The sequence below is a fragment of the Litorilinea aerophila genome, from assembly GCF_006569185.2.
Lineage (GTDB): Bacteria > Chloroflexota > Anaerolineae > Caldilineales > Caldilineaceae > Litorilinea > Litorilinea aerophila.
On sequence record NZ_VIGC02000015.1, the window covers coordinates 17,141 to 37,420 of the forward strand.

Consider the following 20,280-nt stretch of genomic DNA (forward strand, 5'->3'; position numbering starts at 1 on the left):
CACGCCAAGTGCGTTGAAACGCACTTTCGCTTCGCCCTACTGCCCGCCGTCGCGCGGCAGGCGGCGGACCACCCCGGTTCCGCCGTCCAGCTCCACCCAGTCGCCGTCCGCCAGCCAGGCGGTCAGCCCCCGCAGTCCCACCACCGCCGGGATGCCCAGCTCCCGGGCCACAATGGCAGCATGGGAGAGGAGACTGCCCCGCTCCACCAGCAGCCCGGCGGCCATGGGCAAGATCAGGATCCAGCCGGGGTCGGTGTGCTCGGCCGCCACGATGTCCCCCGGCTCCAGGCCGGCCGTCAGAGGATCCCGCACCACCCGCACCCGTCCCCGGACCACGCCGGGGCAACAGCCCAGGCCCTGCTTGGAACCAGCCGCCGGCCCGGGCTGCTCCTCCCGGGAGTCGGCCTGGAAGCGGTTGCCCCGGTGTACCATGCCCCGGGTGACAAAGCGTTCCGCCGGGGCTTCCATGGCCGCATAGCGGGCAAACTCGGCCCGCCGCACCGAGACCAGCCCCCGCAGATCGGCACAGGTGGTGGTACCATCGACAAAGCCGAAGATTTCATCCACCTCCAGGTAGAAGACATCCGCCGGGTCGTCCAGGGCATCCACTTCGTAGAGGCGCTTGCCCAGCTCGCGGAAGATCTGGCGGGCCCGGCCAAAGACCCGGGTGCGGGCAAAGCGCAGATTCTCCCGATCCCGCACCCGTCGGCGGGTCTGCTGCAAAACCCAGCGAAAAAGCCAGCGCCGCCAGAAACTCTGCCCAATCCCCGCCAGGGCCTGCTGCTCGGCCTGGTCCCGTGTGCCTGTCCGTTCCGGCGCCTCCAGGCCCGGCTGGCCCAGCGCCGCCAGTTGTCCCACGGCCCGCAACAGGGGCAGGGGATCGTCGTGGAGGGTGGGGCTCTCCAGCTTGAGCTCGCTGCGACATCGCTCGCCGAACTCTTCCAGGTAGGCCCTGTAGGCCCGCTGGAAAGCAGGGGCGTGGGGCAGGGAGGCCTCGATCTCGGCCCGGGTGCCCGTCTGGAGGCGGCGGACAAAGCCCGGGTCGGCCGCCTGGGCATCCAGGACCAGCCGGGCCAGCTCCCGCACCCGTTCGGCCGGTTCCGCGCTGATCATCCCGCCGCTGCCGCTCAGCAGATCGTTGCGCAGGCTGCCTGTGGTGTCGCCACACCAGGCGGCGGTCAAGCGGCCCAGCACGCCGTAGAAAATCATGGCGAAGAAGTCGTTCAACAGGGGCGCATCCCAGCGAGTGAGCAACAGACGCTCCAGCCGCTGGTAGTAGGCCACCAGCTCGTCAGCCCGCAACGCCGTCAGATCTGGCCGCCCCTGGCCCAGGGCGTCCGCCAGCCGCCGATAGAAGGCCCGCTTACGCCGCTCCAGCAGGAGGAAGTTCAACACCAGTCCCAGGCTCGTGCGCAGGAGGTAGAGGCGATCCAGCCAGCGCTGCCGCCAGGTGCTCTGGTCCAACTCCGCGACCAGGCTGTCGGGCAGGCTCTCCTTCACGCCCATCATCTGCTCCATGAAGTGGCGGTTGGCGCGAAAGCCGGGCAGCAGGGCCAGCACCCGGTACCAGTTCAGGAGGTTGTAGTAGATGCGCCCCCGGATCAGGCCAATCATGGCGGCGAAGACGTGGCGGTTGGCCTGGATGACCCCCTCCGGCACGTACAAGATGCGACAGAACTGCTGGTAGACCTCCTCATAGGCCCGCCGGGCGAAGGAGTAGGTCAGGGGTGTGGTCATGCCGCCATAGCTCTCGATGATGTTGCTGTTGTCCCACAGCACCGGCGGTGCGTCGGGATCGGGCAGATCCGCCAGGCCGGTGATGGGACGGGACTGGAGCAGATAGAGCTGGCCGTCGCCGGCCAGGGCCCACTCGATGTCCTGGGGGCGGCTGAAGATGGCGGCGGCCCGACGGGCCAGGGCTGCCACGGCCCGGATCTCTGCATCCGTCAGGAGTGGGGCATCCTCGTGCTGAAGGTGACGCTCCAGCACGGTGCCGTCTGCCTGCACCCGGTAGGTATCCCCCTGCTCGTGGCCGGCCACCAGGCCTTCGGCCAGGCCCTGCACCGCGGCCACCACGGCTACGATGCGCCGGCCACTGACAGGATCCGCGCTGAAGGCCACCCCGGACACCCGGGCCTCCACCATCCGCTGGATGATCACGCCGGGCGGGGGAGGCGGCAGGGGCAGGCCATGCTCCCGGCGATAGGCAAAGACCCGTTCGCTGAAGCCGGAGCGCCAGACTTCCACCAGGCGCTGGGGAACCTGGTCGGGGGGGACGTTCAGGAAGCTGCACAGCTGCCCGGCGAAGGAGTGGCCGCGGCTGTCTTCGTCGGGCGCGGACGAGCGCACAGCCAGGAGGCTGCCGTCGCCGGCCAGGTCCGCGCTCGCGGCCGCCAGCTCGGTCAGCAACGCAGGGGGCAGGCGGAGGTGGGCCAGGGCGGCCTGGGCTGCGCCCGCGTCGGTTGCCCGGGCCAGGGCATCCTGCTGCTCTGGAGAAAGGGCGGCCAGGAGGGCCGAAGGCGCCACGAAGTACCAGGGCGGCACAGGCAGCCCCGCGCCGCCGGCAAGGGCCAGCCCGCGGGCCTTGCCCGAGAGTTCCGGCAGGGATTCAGGGGAGCAGGCGTCGAACACGAAGGTAGGCTTCATGGTTGCATGGTAGACTTTTCTTGACAAATGCCATCATGGTGGCTACTCTACCCCTATAGTCGGCAACCATCGGGGATGGAAGCCGGGGCGCTTCCATCCGATTGTGATGCAACCTCATGAACCTGTCAACAATGGGCTGGCAACTGACTGCGTTGGGGGTGTTGCTGGCCGTGGGTGGCCTCTACCTGCTGGCCTGGCTGCGGCTGCGGAAACGGCTTCCGGGCCATGGGCGCGTCAGTTTTGCCCGGGGAGAGCGCCTGGCGGCATGGAGCGCTGGCGTCCTGCTCCTGCTGACGGCGCTGGCCTCGCCCATGCAGGCATGGAGCCCATACCTGCTGACGGCGCGCACCTTCCAGATGGTGTTGCTCTACATGTTAGTACCGCCGCTATTGTGGCTGGCCTGCCCGTTCCACGTCATCCTGCGGGGCATGCCCTTCGCCGTGCGACGCCCCCTGGTCTCCTGGCTGCGCCGGGGGCGGAGGAGCCGATGGTTCCGGCTGGTTGTCCACCCGGCCACAGCCTGGTTTGCTTTCCTCAGCGGCATGCTGCTCTGGCATGATCCGCGCCTGACCAACTGGGTGTTGGACCGGGAAATGGCCCGCCTGCTGGAGCCCTGGCTGCTGCTGGGCGTGGCCCTCTTCTTCTGGCGCCATGTGACCAACACGGGCCCTCGGATTCGCCGGGCCTGCCCTGGCTGGGGCAGCGTGGCCGCCATTCTGGGGGTGGAAATCCCCAACATGGTGGCAGGCGTCACCATCGCCTTTTCCAGCGCCCCCCTGTACAGCCACTACGTCCAGGTTCGGGCCGCCTGGCCGGCCCAGGTCCAGCCCCCCCTGCCCCTGGGCCTGATGGAGGACCAGATGCTCAGCGGTGCGCTGGTCTGGGTCGTGGGCAGCCTGGTCTACATCTCCACCATCGTCCTCCTCCTCAACCGGCTCTTTGCCCAGGATGGCAGCACCGGTCCCCAGCATCTTCTCCATTGGGACGCCCACGACAAGCTCGTGGCACCCGGCCTGGAATATCGGGCCCGCCAGAATATCCTGCGCAACGTGGATCTGGACCATCATTAGTACGGCCCGGCAGAAGCAGAAATAGGTCCAGAGAAGCTGTGTCGTGGATGGCCCGGAGTCTGGGGTCCGAAGTCCAACGGAGCCCGTAGGTCCCGCATCGTTGGGGAGATGCATCCGGGGAAAACCCGGTCAGCCGGGCAGGAGAAAGGGCAGAATGCCCAGGACGACGTACAGGGCCAGAACCCACAGCGCCGAGATCAGGGGGACCTGCCGGGCCCGGGCGGTCACCGGCCGTTGCAGGAAGCGCCGGGCCGCGATGATGGCCCACACGCCCAACCCCGCCGCCACGCTCCCGGTCCATTCCACCATACCCACAGGGCGGGCCGCCGCCAGGGCGCAGAGTGCAGCCAGGGCCAGGGCCGCCAGCCAGGCCAGGGTGGCCTTCCGGCACCCCCACAGGGCTGTGTAAGTCTCCACGCCCGCTTCCTCGTCTGCTGGGGCGCGCACCTTGCGCCCCACCTCAAAGAGCACGCCGTTGAAAAAGCCCAGCGCCAGAAACCAGCCCAGGCCAGGGGGAGCGTTGCTCCCTCTCAGCCGCCAGTCCCAGGCCGTGAGAAAGAGGACGATCAGGGGCACGATCACCATGTGGGAGGCCAGATAGAGCCAGGGCCGAGCCCGCAGCCAGCGGTGGAGGCCGAACTCCCAGCGCATGGCGGCCATGTAGGCCCACACAGCGAGCAGAAAGGGCAGCAGGGCAGGACCCAGCCAGAGGGTGAGGCCCGCCTGGATCCCGGCCACCGTTACCGCCAGGAGGGCCAGCTCTTCCAGGCGGATCAGGCCCCGGGGTACGGGGCGGTAGGGGCGATGGGCCTGGTCGTCGTGGAAGTCCTTGTACTCATCGGCCACCCGTAGCTGGAAGAAAAAGCCCAGGGCACAGAAGGATGCCGCTGCCAGCGCCAGCCAGCCGGGCCAGGCCGCCTGTCCCCGGGCCCGGGCCGAAAATCCCAGGCTCCCCGCCGCCATGATGGTCACCAACAGGCCATGGCTCAAGAGGGGAAAGCGCTCTGCCTGGTAGATCCATAAGCGTCGCCACAGGGGTAGGATCCGCCCATTCCGCACCATACTTATCTCCGCATCCATGCAAGATTCCATTGAAGAAACCGCAGATTACCATCCTTGCATTTTATTTTCAGCCACAACGGGCGGGCACGGGGCCCTCGCTGTAGGCGCGGGCTGCCAGCCGTGCGGATGGGGTGCCACGGGGTAGGGCGGGTCTCTGGCCCGCCGGAGGTGACCGGATCGACGGGTGCCGACGTCCGGGGGGAGGCCGCCCCTACCACGAACCGGCGCCCTTTCGCGATTGGCGACAGCGGGCGGGCAAGGCGGCCCGCGCCTACGCATCGACTGCAAGGGTGGTGAATCTGGGTCATCCGTGTCATTTTGTCGTAGAGCCAGACAACAGAAAGCGGCCGCACACCGAGCTCCCCCCAGGGGTAGTTCGGCGTGCCGCCGCTACAGAATGCCACAACTGGCTGGCAGAGACAACCGGCTTACGGGTACAGTCCGGCGTCGATGCCTCAGCAGAAATTCAGTGGCACGGTCTCTGACGGAAACCGTCGATGAATTCCGGCCGGAATACCCTCATCGTCGGACGATGGGCAGGTAGATGGCGTGACCCCGGTCCGCCGGAATGCCGGGCTGTTGCTCCGGATCCAGGCGGGTCGGGTTCAATGGCTCTACCAGGGTGGCCGGTACCTCGACGCAACCGGTATCGTCTTCCTGGGCCGCGCCCCCGCCATAGTTTCCAGGCGTCGAATCCTGGTCGTCACCGTCGTCGGCCTGGATCTCGGCGCAGTTCATCAGCGAGCGGCTGCCATCCACATCCGGCGCCACATGCAGGACGATGGGGACGCTCACCGACTGTCCTGCCGGCACCAGGGGGACCAGGCGCTGGGGACGGCTTGGGTCCCCGGTCCAACCAGGATTCGCATCGGCGTGGAAGACGAAATCTTCCGGCCGGACCCAGTCCGTCACCACGATGTCGTGGGCGTCCAGCTCGCCCTGGTTGGCAATCCGCAGGGTGAAGGTGACCGGATCCCCCGGCCGCAACACGGGCAGGATCTCGGGCAGCTGCTTCTCCAGGGCCAGGTCGTACACCTGTCGACGGTTCACAAAGGTGCAGGTCACCGTCTCGCCGGCGTCCACCTGGATGGCATCGGGCGTACTGCCGTCGTCACAGGTGGCGTTGACCAAGACCCAGCCGGCCGGAGTCTGCTCTGCCACCTGGTAGGTGCCGGGCGCCAACCCGCCAAAGGCCTGGGATTGGCCGCCGCCCAAGGTGAAGGGGCCAAAGCTGCCGGCGAAGCTGAACTGCCCCGTGCTGCCTTCCGGTTGAGTCTGCTTCACCACCACCACCTTGCCCGGCAGAGGCTCCGCCGTCGGCGTGGGCGTCGGGCTCGGCTCCACCGTCGGCGTGGGCGTCGGGCTCGGCTCCACCGTCGGCGTGGGCGTCGGGCTCGGCTCCACCGTCGGCGTGGGCGTCGGGCTGGGCTCCACCGTCGGCGTCGGCGTCGGGCTCGGCTCCACCGTCGGCGTGGGCGTCGGGCTCGGCTCCGCCGTCGGCGTGGGCGTCGGGCTGGGCTCCGCCGTCGGCGTCGGCGTCGGGCTCGGCTCCACCGTCGGCGTGGGCGTCGGGCTCGGCTCCGCCGTCGGCGTCGGCGTCGGGCTGGGCTCCACCGTCGGCGTCGGCGTCGGGCTGGGCTCCACCGTCGGCGTGGGCGTCGGGCTGGGCTCCGCCGTCGGCGTGGGCGTCGGGCTGGGCTCCACCGTCGGCGTGGGCGTCGGACTCGGCTCCACCGTCGGCGTGGGCGTCGGGCTCGGCTCCACCGTCGGCGTGGGCGTCGGGCTGGGCTCCGCCGTCGGCGTGGGCGTCGGGCTGGGCTCCGCCGTCGGCGTGGGCGTCGGGCTGGGCTCCACCGTCGGCGTGGGCGTCGGGCTGGGCTCCGCCGTCGGCGTGGGCGTCGGGCTCGGCTCCGCCGTCGGCGTGGGCGTCGGGCTGGGCTCCACCGTCGGCGTGGGCGTCGGGCTGGGCTCCACCGTCGGTGTGGGCGTCGGGCTGGGCTCCGCCGTCGGCGTGGGCGTCGGGCTGGGCTCTACCGTCGGCGTCGGCGTCGGCGTCGGGCTGGGCTCCGCCGTCGGCGTGGGCGTCGGGCTGGGCTCCACCGTCGGCGTGGGCGTCGGGCTCGGCTCCACCGTCGGTGTGGGCGTCGGGCTGGGCTCCACCGTCGGCGTGGGTGTCGGGCTGGGCTCTACCGTCGGCGTGGGAGTAGGTTTCGGCGGTTTGGTGAAACAGAAGTTGATGTGGCTGATGCCCTTGTCTTCCGGCGCGTGGAGCCCCTCGTCGGCGGTGGCGCCCCCCTGGCCGGTGTAGTCGTACACCAGCGCGCCTTTGGCCTTGACGATCACCGCTGCCACCGGGAAGTCCGTCTGCCAGCGGAACTGGTTCTCTTCATCCCCATCCTTCCAGCCGGTGACGGTCACCTGCACCATCCCCACGCCGTCCAGGTGGTAGGTGCCGGTGAAGCTGCCGTCGTTGCTGGCGAAGGCCTCGTTGTTCATGTAGAGCCGCTCCGGCTCGATTTTAAAGTCCTCCAGATCCCCCAACCCCAGGTCATCACAGCGGGGATTCCCCGCCATTTGACGGGGCTCTGCCGCTTGCGCCGCGGGCACGGTCCCCAAGAAGACCAACAGCCCGGCGATCAGGAGGCCCATGGCCAGGCCGCGCCGCCAAAAACGATGCAGGCCCCGGCCAGCACGGCGGGAGGTTAATGTGGAGGTTGACCTTTTGTGCGGTCGTTTTGCCATATTTCCAAAAAATTTCGCCATATTCAAGAAAAAAGGATCCTTTGCGTCACTCCGCTGAACCTGCTGTTTACGCTTCATGTGCGACCTCCCTTTCCCACCAAGATGTCCCCTGCCCCAGGAAGTCGTCTAATCAACGGGGCAATATCCTTGCACCGCCCTTACATCATAGCGAGTTTTGTTGATTATGAACCTGTCACTTGCCTGTCACATGGCCACAAATTGAACGCCCCCTGCCGAATTTACGCGCTGGCCCCCCTTTCAGGTTGGCAGCGCCTGGAGCCGCGCCAGCCAATGTGGATGCCGCCCGGATGTTTTTTCCCATTGCCAGCGGCTCCAAGAGGGGGTATAATGATGGTTAAATCTCTTAACTTGTTGTCACAATTTTTGGGCGCTTGTCATTTTTCGACTGTATTGGCGTGTTTTTGACGGAAATTCCTGACCGAGGGGGGATTTTCACCGGATATCCATTGGGGATCCATCCGGTTTCTCGGGTCCAAACGAGGGTGCATATTCAGGGAGAGGGCGAGGAGCCAATGTTTGTCAAGATGGATAGCCAGGCCAACGGGACACAACCTGCCAGGCCAACCACAGAAAACGCTCCAGCGTCGAGCGGCGAGCCCGACGATAGGACCGAACAACCCATTCGCCCCGAAACCGGTGTGGCCGAAGAGGGGCAGGCAGAACTGACGGTGGATACGGAGCTGCGGGGCGACCCGAGCGTCCAGGTCTACATCAACGGAGCTGCCCAGTTTGTTTCCTTTGACGAGGGCCGTCCTGGCCGGGATGACGCGCCCCAATCCACGTCCGCCCTGGAAAGAGCCAAGCCAGAACCACAGCCACAGGCACCGCCCGCCGTCCAGCAGGAGGCGGGGCGGCCTGCCACGCCGTTGCTGGCCGCGCTGCAAAAGTTGCCGCCGCTCCCCACCGCCGACCGTAAGGGGACTATCCAGATCCAGCCCACGCCCGAGGAGCTCCAGGCCATGGAGAACCTGCTCCAGCGGGTGCCCGCCAGCTTCACCCCGGCCGATCGGGAGCTGCTCTTGCGGGCCTACCTGGTGGCCAGCTATGCCCACCGGGAACAGCGACGGCATAGCGGTGAACCCTACGTCCTCCACCCCATCGCGGTGGCCACCATCCTGGCCGAGCTGCGGCTGGATGTGGACACCCTGGCCGCGGGGCTCCTCCACGACGTGGTGGAGGATACCCAGTTCGATTTGGCCTACCTGCGGGAGTACTTCGGTGGGGACATTGCCAACCTGGTGGATGGCGTCACCAAGCTGAAGCGCATCAATGAGCTGAGCAATGCCCAACAGGGCATCGCCGACGCCAAGGCCGAATCCCTGCGCAAGATGTTCCTGGCCATGGTGGACGACGTGCGGGTGGTGATCATCAAGCTGGCCGACCGCCTCCACAACATGCGCACCCTGGGCAGCCAGAAAAAACACAAACAGAAGCGCATTGCCCGGGAAACCCTGGACATCTTCGCGCCCCTGGCCAACCGCCTGGGCATCTGGCAGATCAAATGGGAGCTGGAGGACTTGAGCTTCCGCTACCTGGAGCCCAACACCTACCGGGAGCTGGCCAAGGCCATGCAGCAGAAGCGGGAAGAGCGGGAAAAGTGGGTGGCCCGGATCAAGCGAGAGCTGGAGGAGCTCCTGGCCAAGGCCGGCATTCCCGCCGAGGTCAGCGGCCGGCCCAAACATATTTACAGCATCTACCGCAAGATGAAGCGCAAGGACGTGGATTTCGACCAGATTTACGACATCCACGGCTTTCGCATCATCGTGGAGACGGAGGCCCAGTGTTACGCAGCCCTGGGCGTAGTCCACAGCAACTACCGGCCCATCCCTGGGGAATTCGACGACTACATCGCCAACCCCAAAGACAACATGTACCGCAGCCTCCACACCGCGGTGTTGAGTAAGCGCAGCGGCAAGCCCATGGAGATCCAGATCCGCACCCGGGAGATGCACGAGATCGCGGAATACGGCATCGCCGCCCACTGGCAGTACAAGGAGCAGAAAAAGCACGACGCCCGCTTCCAGGAGAAGATCGCCTGGCTGCGCCAGCTCATGGAATGGCGCCAGGAGGTCACCGACGCCCGGGAATTCGTGGACGGCATGAAGACCGACGTCTTCAACGACCGGGTCTACGTCTTCACCCCCCAGGGAGACGTGATCGACCTGCCGGCCGGCTCCACGCCCATCGACTTTGCCTACGCCATCCACACGGAACTGGGCCACCGCTGCCGGGGGGCCAACATCCGGGGGCGTCTGGTTCCCCTGGACTACAAGCTCCAGAATGGCGACCAGGTGACCATCATCGCGGCCAAACGGGGCGGCCCCAGTCGGGACTGGCTCAACCCCAACCTGGAGTATGTGGCCACCCAGCGGGCCCGCAGCAAGATCCGGGCCTGGCTGCGCAAACAGGGCCGGGAAGAGAACATCCAGCGCGGGCGGCAGATGCTGGAAAAGGAGATGAAGCGGCTGGCCATCAACGAAAGTTTTGAGAGCATGGCCAAGCTCTTCAACTACGACAAGGTGGATGACTTCCTGGCCGCCATCGGCTATGGGGACATCAACTCCCAGCATCTGGCCCAGAAGGTGCTGGAGAAGGAACGCCGGGAGCGGGAACGGGCTCGCTGGGAAGAGCTGGAACGAGAGGGCGGCGAAAAAGGGGCCGAGGGTCGACGCCGCAGCTCCGCCACCGACGGCTTTCGAGTCCAGGGCGTGGAGGGACTGCTCACCCACCTGGGCCGCTGCTGCAACCCCGTCCCAGGCGACGCCATCGTGGGCTACGTCACCAAAGGGCGGGGCGTGACCATCCACCGCACCGTCTGCCCCAACGTAGCCAACATCGTGCGTCGTGGCCAGGAGAACCGCCTGATCGATGTGCAGTGGGCAGCCGATCCAGAGGCCACCTTCCCCGTCAGCATCCAGGTCAGCGCCTATGACCGCTCTGGGCTCATGCGGGACGTGGCAGCCCTGGTGGCGGACGAACACATCAACATGATCAGCGTGGAGGCGGTCACCGGCCAGAAGGACAACCTGGCGGTCATCAACGCCACCCTGGAAATTCGGGACGCCGCCCAACTGACCCGCATCTTGACCAAGATCGACCGCCTGCCCAATGTGGTGGAGGCCAGGCGCAAGGTGAGCTGACCCATCCGGCTCCGCCCCGGGCGGCGAACTTCAACCGCCCGAGGCCTCCCCCGGGGCAGGCAAAATCAGCCGGTAGCCCACGCCGCGCACCGTCTTCAGGTAGATGGGGTTGGAGGGGTCGGGCTCGATGCATTCCCGCAGCCAGCGGATATGTACGTCCAGGGTCCGGGTATCCTCCATGTACGAGGTGTTCCAGATGGCCTCCATGATCTCCTGGCGACGGACCACCCCATTTCGATGCAACATCAAAAACTGGAGCAGGGCACACTGCTTGGGCGTCATGTGGTGCTGGCCGTGGGGTGTGAAGACTGTACGGGTGGCCACGTTGAGGCGGATGGGGCCATGCTCCAACACGTGGCTGGCGTATTGATTCTGGATCTGGCGGATGGCGGCCAGCACCTCTGCATGGTCCAGGGGGACCTGGATGAAGCCGTCAAAGTGGACGTTTCCCACTGGCCGGGCTGGCCCCACGGCGAAGATGGCAGCCGTGGGTAGCCGATAGCGGACCATCTCACAGAAGCGGCCCCGGCTGTTGGGCCTGGCATCAACCGTCACCAGCAGCACCTTGGGCGGCCGCGTCCGGATCAGGTGCAGGGCCGCCTTCTGGTTGGTCACAGCCGTGAACTCGATGGGTTCTAAGCACCAGGGCGTCTCGCCACCGGCTGGCTCCCCATCATCTGGCCCCTCAGTGGCCGGCTCCGCCGTCCTCGCGAACAGCGCGGCCAGTTCATCCACCACCCGATTCTGGCGGCCCACATACAACACCCGAATGACACCGGGCAGGGTCGATTGGCGTCCATCGGCCGAAATCCGGGCATTTGCCAAAGATCCTCCCGGCCGATCCGCAGAGGCGTTGGAATCCGCTGTCTGGTCCGTCATGCTCGCTGTTGCTCAACTGGAGGTGCGCTGGAAGTGGTCTCCCCATTATACTGGAGATGGTCCTGGGCTGCAATGGTCATTTGATTTGTGATTTGCCGCGCCATTTGCCTGGATTTCGTCCCCACGACCCGGGCCAGGGAGCCAGGGTGGGGGGGCAACCTGATCGGGCGCGCTGACGAACTTCCATTTTCCCACAGCAGCCGCGAACCGACAAACTGTTCAACCCAGTCCACAGGAAGCCAACCGTGACAGAGATAACCGGAATGTTAACCCTGGAGCAGCTGGCGGAACTGGTCCAGGCTGGAAGCGTCGACACCGTAATCGTGGCCTTCAGCGACCTCTACGGTCGTTTCATGGGCAAGCGCTTCGACGCTGAGTTTTTCCTGGAGGAAGTCAGCCAGCACGGCACCCATGGCTGCGACTATCTCCTGACGGTGGACATGGAGATGGAGCCGGTCCCCGGCTACCAGTACGCCAACTGGGAGAAGGGCTACGGCGATTTTCATCTGGTGCCCGATCTCCAGACGCTACGGCTGGCCAGCTGGCTGGACCGCACGGCCCTGGTGATCTGCGATGTGGAGGATGAAGCGAGCCATCAGCAGGTCTCCCTGGCGCCCCGCACCCTCCTGCGCCGCCAGGTGGAACGGGCAGAAGCCCTGGGCTACACCGCCTACGGGGCCTCGGAACTGGAATACTACCTCTTCCGCCTCTCCTACCGGGAAGCGGCCCGTCGGGGCTACCGGGACCTGGACGCAGCCGGCTGGTACATCGAGGACTATCACATCCTCCAGGGCAGCCGGGTGGAGGCCTTCACCGCTGCGGTGCGACGTCACCTGAAGCGATCCGGTGTGCCAGTCGAAAATTCCAAGGGCGAGTGGGGCCTGGGCCAGCACGAGCTGAACATCCGCTACAGCCCCGTCCTCACCATGGCCGACCGCCACGCCCTCTACAAGCAGTGCCTCAAAGAGGTGGCGGACCAGATGGGCCTGAGCGTCACCTTCATGGCCAAATTTGCCGAAGGCCAGGCCGGCTCCAGTTGCCATCTCCACCTGAGCCTCTGGCAGGACGGCACCAATGCCTTTGCTGGCGGTGAAACCTTCGGCCCCGTCCAGGCCTCGCCCCTGTTCCGCTGGTTCCTGGGAGGCTGGATCCACTATCTGCCAGAGCTGATGGTCTTCTACGCGCCTACGGTTAACGCCTACAAACGCTACCAGGCCGGATCCTGGGCGCCTACCCGGCTGGCCTGGAGTTACGACAACCGTACTGCCGGCTTCCGGGTGGTGGGCCGGGGCCAGAGCCTGCGCATCGAATGCCGGGTCCCCGGCGCGGACTGCAACCCCTACCTGGCCTACAGCGCGTCCCTGGCTGCCGGGCTGGAGGGCATCGCCCAACAGATCGAACCGCCGGCCCCCTTTGCCGGTGACGTCTACGCCGCCCGGCACCTTCCCCACGTGCCCCGCAGCCTGGGAGAAGCCACCGACCTCTTCGAGCAGAGCGAATTTGTCCGCCGGGTGCTGGGTGAGGAGGTGGTGGAGCACTACACCCATTTCTTTCGGGTGGAACAGGCCGCCTACGACCGGGCCGTGACCGACTGGGAACGGCGGCGATATTTCGAACGAATCTAAAACGAATCTAAAACCTGTGGTACGCACCCATCAATGGCAGGAGTCAACCCATGCGTTTGCAAAACAAGGTTGCGTTGATCACCGGTGGCGGCGGCGGAATCGGCCGCGCCACGGCAGAGCTGTTCGCCCGGGAGGGGGCCCGGGTCGTGGTGGTGGATATCAACCAGGAAACGGGCACAGAGACGGTCCGGCTGGTCCAGGAGGCTGGCGGGGATGCCTTCTTCGTCCAGGCGGATGTGTCCAGGGCGGCCGACTGCGAACGCATGGTGGCGGAGGCCGAAGCCCGCTACGGCCAGCTCAATGTCCTCTTCAACAACGCGGGCATCATGCACAGCCAGGACGACGACGCGGTCCACACCGACGAGGCCATCTGGGACCTGACCATGGCGATCAACTTGAAGGGGGTGTTTTTGGGGTGCAAATATGGCATCCCCGCGCTGCGGCGGGCCGGCGGCGGCTCCATCATCAATACGGCCTCGTTCGTGGCCCTGCTGGGCGCCGCCACGCCCCAGATCGCCTACACGGCCAGCAAGGGTGGCGTGCTGGCCCTAACCCGGGAACTGGCCGTGGTCCATGCGCGGGAAGGGATCCGGGTCAACGCCCTCTGCCCGGGCCCTCTGCGAACAGAGATGTTGATGCGTTTTTTGGACACGGAGGAGAAGAGACAGCGACGCCTGGTGCACATCCCCATGGGCCGCTTTGGCGAGGCCCGGGAAATGGCCTACGCGGCCCTCTACCTGGCGTCGGACGAATCGTCCTATGTCACCGGCGCGGAGTTCGTGGTGGACGGGGGCATCACCGCGGCGTACGTCACGCCGGAGTGATGCCCCCGGTTTTCAGCGGGACTTGAACAGCGGCGTAAAGATCAGCGATCCAGGAAGACGGCCTGCAGGCCATAGTCGGGCGCGCTGGGGTCGGTGGATCCCTTACCGGGTTGGAGGGCCCGTTGAAAGCGCCCCCGCACCCATTTGTCTCGCCCCTGGAAGTTAAAATCGGTGATGACAAACTCGGCAAAGCCGCAGACTTCGTAGCGGGCGTTGGCGCCGTTGCCGGTCACCTGGCTGTAGAGGGGAATGGTCACCGGGCGGTCGATCCAGTTGCGCAGGGCGTTGCGTACGCCGGAGGAATTCTGTACCCCAGGCCCCGCCGGGATCTGATCGCCGATCTCCCAGCGGCCGCTGTTGGCAGGGTTTTCGATGTTGTCCACCAGTTCGTTGTTGCCCCGGGAGCCGCCGTTCCAGTCCAGCCAGCCGAAGACGCCTGGCCCTTCACCCTCTCGGTCCCACAGGAGATATTCCTGGCCGAACACCAGCTCCTGCATGCAGTTGACGGTCATGGGCAACAGGTTGTCCGCCGCCACCACCGGGCCGGTGCGGGCTGCCGCCTCGGCGGCCACGGTCACTTCCGGGTAGCCGATGATGCCGGCAAAGTAGGTGGGAAAACGGCGGGACACTTCGACGACGACCCCCCGGCCATCGTCGGTGTAGGCCCAGGAAAGCAGGGAAGCCTGATTGGCCCGGGTCAGCTCCTGGATCGTGGCTTCCACTGCGGAACGGCTCTCGCCCAGGGCCACACTGCGGGCACCCGCCAAAGCCGCGGCATCGGCGGCGTTCTGGGCGCGCCAGCGCTGGAGGTAGGCATTGGCACCGTCCACGCCCAGGGCAGCCATCGCGAGCAAGACCATGGAAAGCAGCGTCACCAGAACAGCTGTGGCGCCCCTCTCATCCGTCCACAGGCGGCGCCATGGAACACGCATCTCTTTGCCCCAGCCTCGCAGATTCTCCATCGGTATCCACATTCCTGTGATCCCCTCGTATGGCCGTGAATACACCAGATTCGTGCTACACGTTATCCACATCCCGGTCTGCTCCACCCCGGTTCATGCCTGTCCGGCGAGGAGACCAGTCGGATCCCTGGGGACAGCTGTGCTGGCAGCCATCCCCAGAGATCCGGAACAGACAGTGGACGCTGTCCTCTCTACTATACAACAAGGGTGGGTGTGGGGAACCGTCAAATGTCTGTCAAAAAGCCGGGCAAATGTCGATGGGCGTACCTGCTCAGTTGCCGGAGACGCTGTCCACCCGGCCGAAGAGGGCGCGCAGCCGGGCCACGTCCGCCGGCGGCAGGGGCGGCTGGAGCAGGGCGCGCACGTTCTCTTCCAGATGGGCCACGTTGCCGGTGCCCGAGAGCACCACATGGACGCCCGGTTCGTAGCGACAGAAGCGATAGGCCGCTTCGGGCAGGGAGGAAGCGCCGCCCTCGTGGAGGAGGAAGCCCAGGGGATCCTCCAGATCCAGCTCGGCCGGATCCACCTGGCCCGCCGCCACTAGCTGTTGCAGGGTGGCCCGCAGCCGCTCCGGGTTGCTCAGGGCCCGTCGCACCGCAAACATGATCAGGACCCCGATATTCCGGGCCTGGGTCTGGGGAAAGATGAGGGTCCGCGCGCTCTGGTTTAACAGATTGAAGCCCACCATCATCACGTCCCAGCAGTCGTCGGCCAGGGCCCGACGGAGGGCCTCATGCCGGGTATCGCTGCCAAAGGACTCGGTGATGCCCAACCAGCGGATCTTCCCCTGCTCCCGCAGGCGCAGCAACACAGGCACCACGTGGTTGATGGCATGGTCGTACTGATGCACCTGGACACCGTGGAGGTGGAAGATGTCCAGGTAGTCGACGCCGAGCCGCCGCAGGCTCTCCTCCACGCCGGCAGCCACCTCTGCAGGCGGCACCGGCTGGCCATCTCGAAAGATGCCCATCTTGGTGGAGAGGATGACCTGCTCTCTGGGCACGGAACGCAACGCCTTGCCCACGATGGGCTCGGTGCCGTAGGCCTGGGCCGTGTCGATGAAGTTGATGCCCAGATCCAGGGCCCGGCGCACCACGGCCACCGACTCCGCCTCGCTGCGCCCGGTGCTTTGGCCTAATCGGCTGGGGCCCCCGGCGCCCAGGCCGATGACCGAAGCCCGCAGGCCGGTGCGCCCCAGGGTCACGTAGTCCATGATTGCTTTCTCCGCGTCTTTTCTCTAGTACAGTCTGGCGTCAATACCACGGCAGAAATTCTGGGTGCCCTCTGGGCGCGCGACCTCTGGGGGATACGATCGGCTATGCCGCAGGCCAGAGGCCCGATCGGCTATGCCGCAGGCCAGAGGCCTGATCGGCTATGCCGCAGGCCAGAGGCCTGATCGGCGAATTTCTGCCGGGGATTTACCAGCCGCTTATCGCCTATTCACCCAACAGGGGCTTTTTGCGCTGGACAAACTGAAAGGGCACCTGCCAGGGATCCCGCAGAAAGGCCAGTTTGTCGCCGGCCGGGGTGGTGGTGATCTCGCCCACCGGGGTGGCGCCCGCTGCGATCAGCCGCTGGCGATCCGCCTCGATGTCGGCAGAGGCGAAGGCAATGTGCAGGTTAAAGGGGTTCATGGAAGCGTAGTCCGGCATGGGCGCGGCGGGGTTGTTGTAGAGCTCCAGCATGCTGCCCGCCTCGTCGGCGATGAAATGGATGTAGGGAGACTCCTGGGAGGCCAACACCGTGCGCATGCCCAGGTGTTCGCCCCACCATTGGGCCATGGCCGCGGGATCGGGCACGTTGATGGCAACATGTTCGAGTTTCATGGAATGAACTCCTCGTTTTGCGTGGACGTTCTGTTGGTGGGTGGATGCTGGCATGGGGTCCATCTGCCGGAACTTGCCCGACAGGGACGGCCCTGTCTATTCTACCATGGCCTCGCCATTCTGCCCCATATTCGGTGGCCAACCAGATGAAGGCCAACGGGGCAGATCAGGGTAAAATGGGGGGAACAAGGCACGATGAAAGCACCACAGGGATGAGCAGACATGGAAGAACCCACCAGCGCCGCGTTGCTCAAACACATGGAACATCTGGGCTACGACCTGCTGCCCCAGCCCCACCCCCGCTGCCCGGGTCACCAGGGCCTGCTGGTGGCCATCCGGCGGACCCCCACCCTGGCCCACTTTGACCCGGAGGCCCTGCGCCTGCCGGTGGTGGATACCCAGGGGCTGGTCACGGTAACCACCTTCCATCAGGAACCCATCCTGCGTCTGCCCGTCTCGGTGGCGGTGGGCCGGATCCTGGTCAGCGACCGGGTCGACAAGCGGCTGGGCTTCTTCTCCTTCGGCGGCACCCTGGAAGGGGTTACCAGGCCGGATATGACCCTGTACGTGGTGCGCTCGCCGGCTCCGCTCCTGGCCCTGAGTCCCGGCTTCAGACCCACGGTGGCCGACCAGCTGGCCGCCGAGACAGAGGCCCTCATCGCTCGGAATCGCGTCCGGTGGGGCGTCAACGACACCCTGTTTCGACAGCGGCTGGCCCAACTGGCGCCCATGGAGCTCTACGTGGGGGTGCTCCACACGTTGCTCACCCAATACGCGCGGACGCCGGCCTTGCGCCACAGCTTCCCGGCGCTGTACACTACCCTGCAGGCGGAAAAGGAGTGGCTCATGCGAGAAGGCCGATGGCCTGCCCAGCCCACACCGGTGGACCAGCTTCTGGCGCCCGACTGACGGCGCAGCCCTCGATGGATGCCTCCTTTTGACACAGGCCCCATGAAAGCCTATACTCAAGCAGCGACAATCGAGGCGCGATTCTTCGACTGGCGAGACAGGCCGACAGGCTGTGAACGGCATACAGCGGACGGCGTCCAACACGTGGAACAGACCACGAGGGAGAAGGATCGCGGGGAAAGTCTGACCGTCGTACGCCTGGGCGGGGCAGTTGAGCTCCTGACAAGGAGCCCGACTGCCCTTTTTTGTTTGCCCACGAATTTGCACTGGAAATGCTCCATTCGTTTACCTCGGGCCGAAACAGAGCGAATCAACACAAAAGAACGACACGAAAGGAAAGAAGGAAAATGCCCCAGCTACGTGCACTGCTCTCCGTCTCGGACAAGAGCGGTCTGGTCCCATTCGCCCGCCGCCTCCACGAGGCCGGTGTGGAGCTCATCGCCAGTGGCGGCACAGCCCGGGCCATTGCCGACGCCGGGCTGCCGGTTCGGGCCGTGGAAGATGTCACCGGCTTCCCCGAAATCCTGGGTGGCCGGGTCAAGACCCTGCACCCCGCCATCCACGGGGGGATCCTGGCCCGGCGGACCACCCAACACCTGGAGGAGCTCCAGCAGCACGGCATTGCCCCCATCGACCTGGTAGTGGTGAACCTCTATCCCTTTCGGGAGACGATCGCCCAGGCCAATGCCACCCTGGCCACGGCTGTGGAGGAGATCGACATCGGCGGCGTGGCCCTCCTGCGGGCCGCGGCCAAAAACCATGAGTCGGTGACGGTGGTCTGCGATCCAGCCGACTACGACGCAGTGGCCGATGCCTTCGCCCAGGGCGGCACCTCGTCCATGTTCCGCAAGCGGCTGGCGGTGAAGGCCTTCCGCCATACGGCCGAGTACGACACGGCCATCGCCGCCTACCTGGCCGACCAGATCGGGGAACCCGACGATACACCCATGCCCAGCCACATCCTGGTGGATCTCAAGCTAGCCCAGCTCAACCGCTACGGCGAAAATCCCCACCAGCAGGGCGGCCTCTACATCTACGCTGGCGAAAAGGTCCCCTTCGAGGTGCTCCACGGCAAGGAAATGAGCTACAACAACTGGCTGGATCTGGATGGCTCGTGGCAGGCCGCGCAGGACTTCCGGGAGCCGACGGTGGCCATCATCAAGCACGGCAACCCCTGCGGGCTGGCCAGCGCCCCCAACCTGGCCGACGCCTACGACAAGGCCCTGGCCTCCGATCCCGTCAGTGCCTTTGGCAGCATCATTTCTGTCAACCGCCCCCTGGATGCCGAAACGGCCCGGCGCATGTCCTCCCTCTTCATCGAAGTGGTGGCCGCCCCGGCCTACGAGGAGGAGGCCCTGGAGATCCTGCGCAAGAAGAAAAACCTGCGCATCGTCCAGCCCACGGGCGTGGCCCTGCGCCCCCTCAGCCTGCGCAGCATCTACGGCGGCGTCCTGGTCCAGGAACTGGACCGCAGCCAAAACGACATGGATCCGGACAACTGGCAGATCGTCACCCGGCAGCAGCCCACCCCCGAGCAACTGGCCGACCTGGCCTTTGCCTGGCGGGTGGCCCGCCACGTCAAGAGCAACGCCATCGTCTTTGCCAAGGATCGGGCCACGGTGGGCGTGGGCGCTGGCCAGATGAGCCGGGTGGATTCGGTCATGCTGGCCGGGCATAAGGCCGGCGAGCGAGCTCAGGGGGCTGTCATGGCCTCGGATGCGTTCTTCCCCTTCCCAGACGGCATCGAAGCCGCCGCCCAATATGGCATCACTGCCGTAGTCCAGCCGGGCGGCTCGGTGCGGGACGAAGAGGTAATCGCCGCGGCCGATGCCCTGGGCCTGGTCATGGCCTTCACCGGCACCCGCCACTTCCGGCATTGATACCGATCGCACCCACGGCACGAAGTGCCACCCGCGCGGATTGGACGCAACGGATACGTAGGGCGGGTCTCCGGCCCGCCGAAGATGGCCAGCGCTGCGGGAGACCAATACCCGTGGGAGCCTGACCCGAACGTAGCAGTTGCGCTCGTCGTGACTTGCCGGTATCATCCTGGAGGCGACGGTCAAAGGGGCAGCGATCCAGAGGAGGAGACGTGGAAGCGGGGGGAGGCGTCCAGGGGTTTATCCAGGCGGTGGAGAGGCTGGCCGAAGAGGCACCGGCCGGCTGGCGCGGCACCGTCACTTTCATTCTGCAGATGGCTGACGCCTACGCCTACATCCGGCTGCGAGACCTGGCGCATCCCCTGCGTTTTCTACGGCAGATGGCGGGCCGGCCTCCGGTTCAATTCGGCACGGAGGGGTTCCGGCCTGAGCTGGTAGACGACCCGAACCCGGCCCGCCATTACACGGCGTTTGTCTTCGTGGGCTTCTGGCTGCCCTATCCCCTGGCCCTGGCCGTGCTCTGGCTGTGGGAAATCGCCGGCTTCTTCCGCTATCGAGGCCACTGGAGCTGGCCGGACCTGCGAAACGGCCGGCTGGGAATCCGCCATGGGCGGATGGTGCGTCTGGCCGGCCCATTCATTCTGCCCACCCTGATCGCCCGGGATCTGGCTACATCAGGGCCGGTGTAGCCCCA

At 66.1% G+C, this 20,280-nt stretch carries 14 protein-coding genes and 1 riboswitch; of the genes, 7 read left to right on the top strand and 7 right to left on the bottom strand.

Annotated features, from left to right (window positions below):
- Positions 1–36 precede the first annotated feature (36 nt).
- A complete protein-coding gene (locus FKZ61_RS24010) occupies positions 37–2,646 on the bottom strand; it encodes a PEP/pyruvate-binding domain-containing protein (protein WP_141610512.1) in 2,610 nt (869 codons plus the stop codon).
- Positions 2,647–2,762: 116 nt separating this feature from the next.
- Between FKZ61_RS24010 and FKZ61_RS12760 the strand changes: the two genes are divergently transcribed.
- Positions 2,763–3,716, top strand: coding sequence for a cytochrome c oxidase assembly protein (locus tag FKZ61_RS12760; protein ID WP_141610513.1), 954 nt, complete (start codon positions 2,763–2,765; stop codon positions 3,714–3,716).
- A 129-nt stretch (positions 3,717–3,845) separates the two neighbouring features.
- Here the strand turns inward: FKZ61_RS12760 and FKZ61_RS12765 are convergent, their stop codons facing one another.
- Both FKZ61_RS12765 and FKZ61_RS12770 read right to left on the bottom strand, forming a co-directional pair.
- Complete coding sequence (locus FKZ61_RS12765; protein WP_170199643.1) at positions 3,846–4,796, bottom strand: UbiA family prenyltransferase; 951 nt, start codon at positions 4,794–4,796, stop codon at positions 3,846–3,848.
- Between the two features lie 501 nt (positions 4,797–5,297).
- Positions 5,298–7,427 carry a prealbumin-like fold domain-containing protein gene (locus FKZ61_RS12770; RefSeq protein WP_141610515.1) on the bottom strand — a complete coding sequence of 710 codons (2,130 nt, stop codon included), beginning with the start codon at positions 7,425–7,427 and terminating at the stop codon, positions 5,298–5,300.
- Positions 7,428–8,053: 626 nt separating this feature from the next.
- Here FKZ61_RS12770 and relA point away from each other — a divergent pair.
- Positions 8,054–10,681: a GTP diphosphokinase gene (relA, locus tag FKZ61_RS12775; protein WP_229964237.1), complete on the top strand. Its 2,628-nt coding sequence runs from the start codon at positions 8,054–8,056 to the stop codon at positions 10,679–10,681.
- Positions 10,682–10,711: 30 nt separating this feature from the next.
- On the opposite strand, the gene FKZ61_RS12780 is transcribed toward relA, so the two are convergent.
- Complete coding sequence (locus tag FKZ61_RS12780) at positions 10,712–11,506, bottom strand: winged helix-turn-helix domain-containing protein (RefSeq protein ID WP_170199645.1); 795 nt, start codon at positions 11,504–11,506, stop codon at positions 10,712–10,714.
- A 317-nt stretch (positions 11,507–11,823) separates the two neighbouring features.
- Between FKZ61_RS12780 and FKZ61_RS12785 the strand changes: the two genes are divergently transcribed.
- Both FKZ61_RS12785 and FKZ61_RS12790 read left to right on the top strand, forming a co-directional pair.
- Positions 11,824–13,185: a glutamine synthetase family protein gene (locus FKZ61_RS12785; protein ID WP_141610589.1), complete on the top strand. Its 1,362-nt coding sequence runs from the start codon at positions 11,824–11,826 to the stop codon at positions 13,183–13,185.
- 50 nt (positions 13,186–13,235) lie between these two features.
- On the top strand, positions 13,236–14,009 hold the full coding sequence (locus tag FKZ61_RS12790) for a glucose 1-dehydrogenase (RefSeq protein ID WP_141610517.1): 774 nt from the start codon (positions 13,236–13,238) through the stop codon (positions 14,007–14,009).
- 41 nt (positions 14,010–14,050) lie between these two features.
- Here the strand turns inward: FKZ61_RS12790 and FKZ61_RS12795 are convergent, their stop codons facing one another.
- The 3 genes from FKZ61_RS12795 to FKZ61_RS12805 all read right to left on the bottom strand — a co-directional run bounded on the left by FKZ61_RS12795 (position 14,051) and on the right by FKZ61_RS12805 (position 16,797).
- Positions 14,051–15,043, bottom strand: a complete 993-nt coding sequence (locus FKZ61_RS12795) for a pilus assembly protein TadG-related protein (RefSeq protein ID WP_141610518.1) — start codon at positions 15,041–15,043, stop codon at positions 14,051–14,053.
- A gap of 199 nt (positions 15,044–15,242) precedes the next feature.
- Positions 15,243–16,184, bottom strand: a complete 942-nt coding sequence (locus tag FKZ61_RS12800) for an aldo/keto reductase (protein WP_141610519.1) — start codon at positions 16,182–16,184, stop codon at positions 15,243–15,245.
- 223 nt (positions 16,185–16,407) lie between these two features.
- The gene (locus FKZ61_RS12805; RefSeq protein ID WP_141610520.1) at positions 16,408–16,797 is read right to left on the bottom strand and encodes a VOC family protein; all 390 of its coding nucleotides are present in this window, start codon (positions 16,795–16,797) and stop codon (positions 16,408–16,410) included.
- A gap of 222 nt (positions 16,798–17,019) precedes the next feature.
- On the opposite strand from FKZ61_RS12805, the gene FKZ61_RS12810 reads away from it, so the two are divergent.
- The 3 genes from FKZ61_RS12810 (at position 17,020) to FKZ61_RS12820 (ending at position 20,275) form a co-directional block, all read left to right on the top strand.
- Entirely contained in the window at positions 17,020–17,706 is a 687-nt protein-coding gene (locus FKZ61_RS12810; RefSeq protein WP_170199650.1) for a hypothetical protein, read from the top strand.
- A gap of 75 nt (positions 17,707–17,781) precedes the next feature.
- A riboswitch (ZMP/ZTP riboswitch) is annotated at positions 17,782–17,917 on the top strand.
- A gap of 136 nt (positions 17,918–18,053) precedes the next feature.
- Entirely contained in the window at positions 18,054–19,586 is a 1,533-nt protein-coding gene (purH, locus tag FKZ61_RS12815) for a bifunctional phosphoribosylaminoimidazolecarboxamide formyltransferase/IMP cyclohydrolase (RefSeq protein WP_141610521.1), read from the top strand.
- Positions 19,587–19,798: 212 nt separating this feature from the next.
- Positions 19,799–20,275 carry a hypothetical protein gene (locus FKZ61_RS12820; RefSeq protein WP_141610522.1) on the top strand — a complete coding sequence of 159 codons (477 nt, stop codon included), beginning with the start codon at positions 19,799–19,801 and terminating at the stop codon, positions 20,273–20,275.
- Positions 20,276–20,280: the final 5 nt, after the last annotated feature.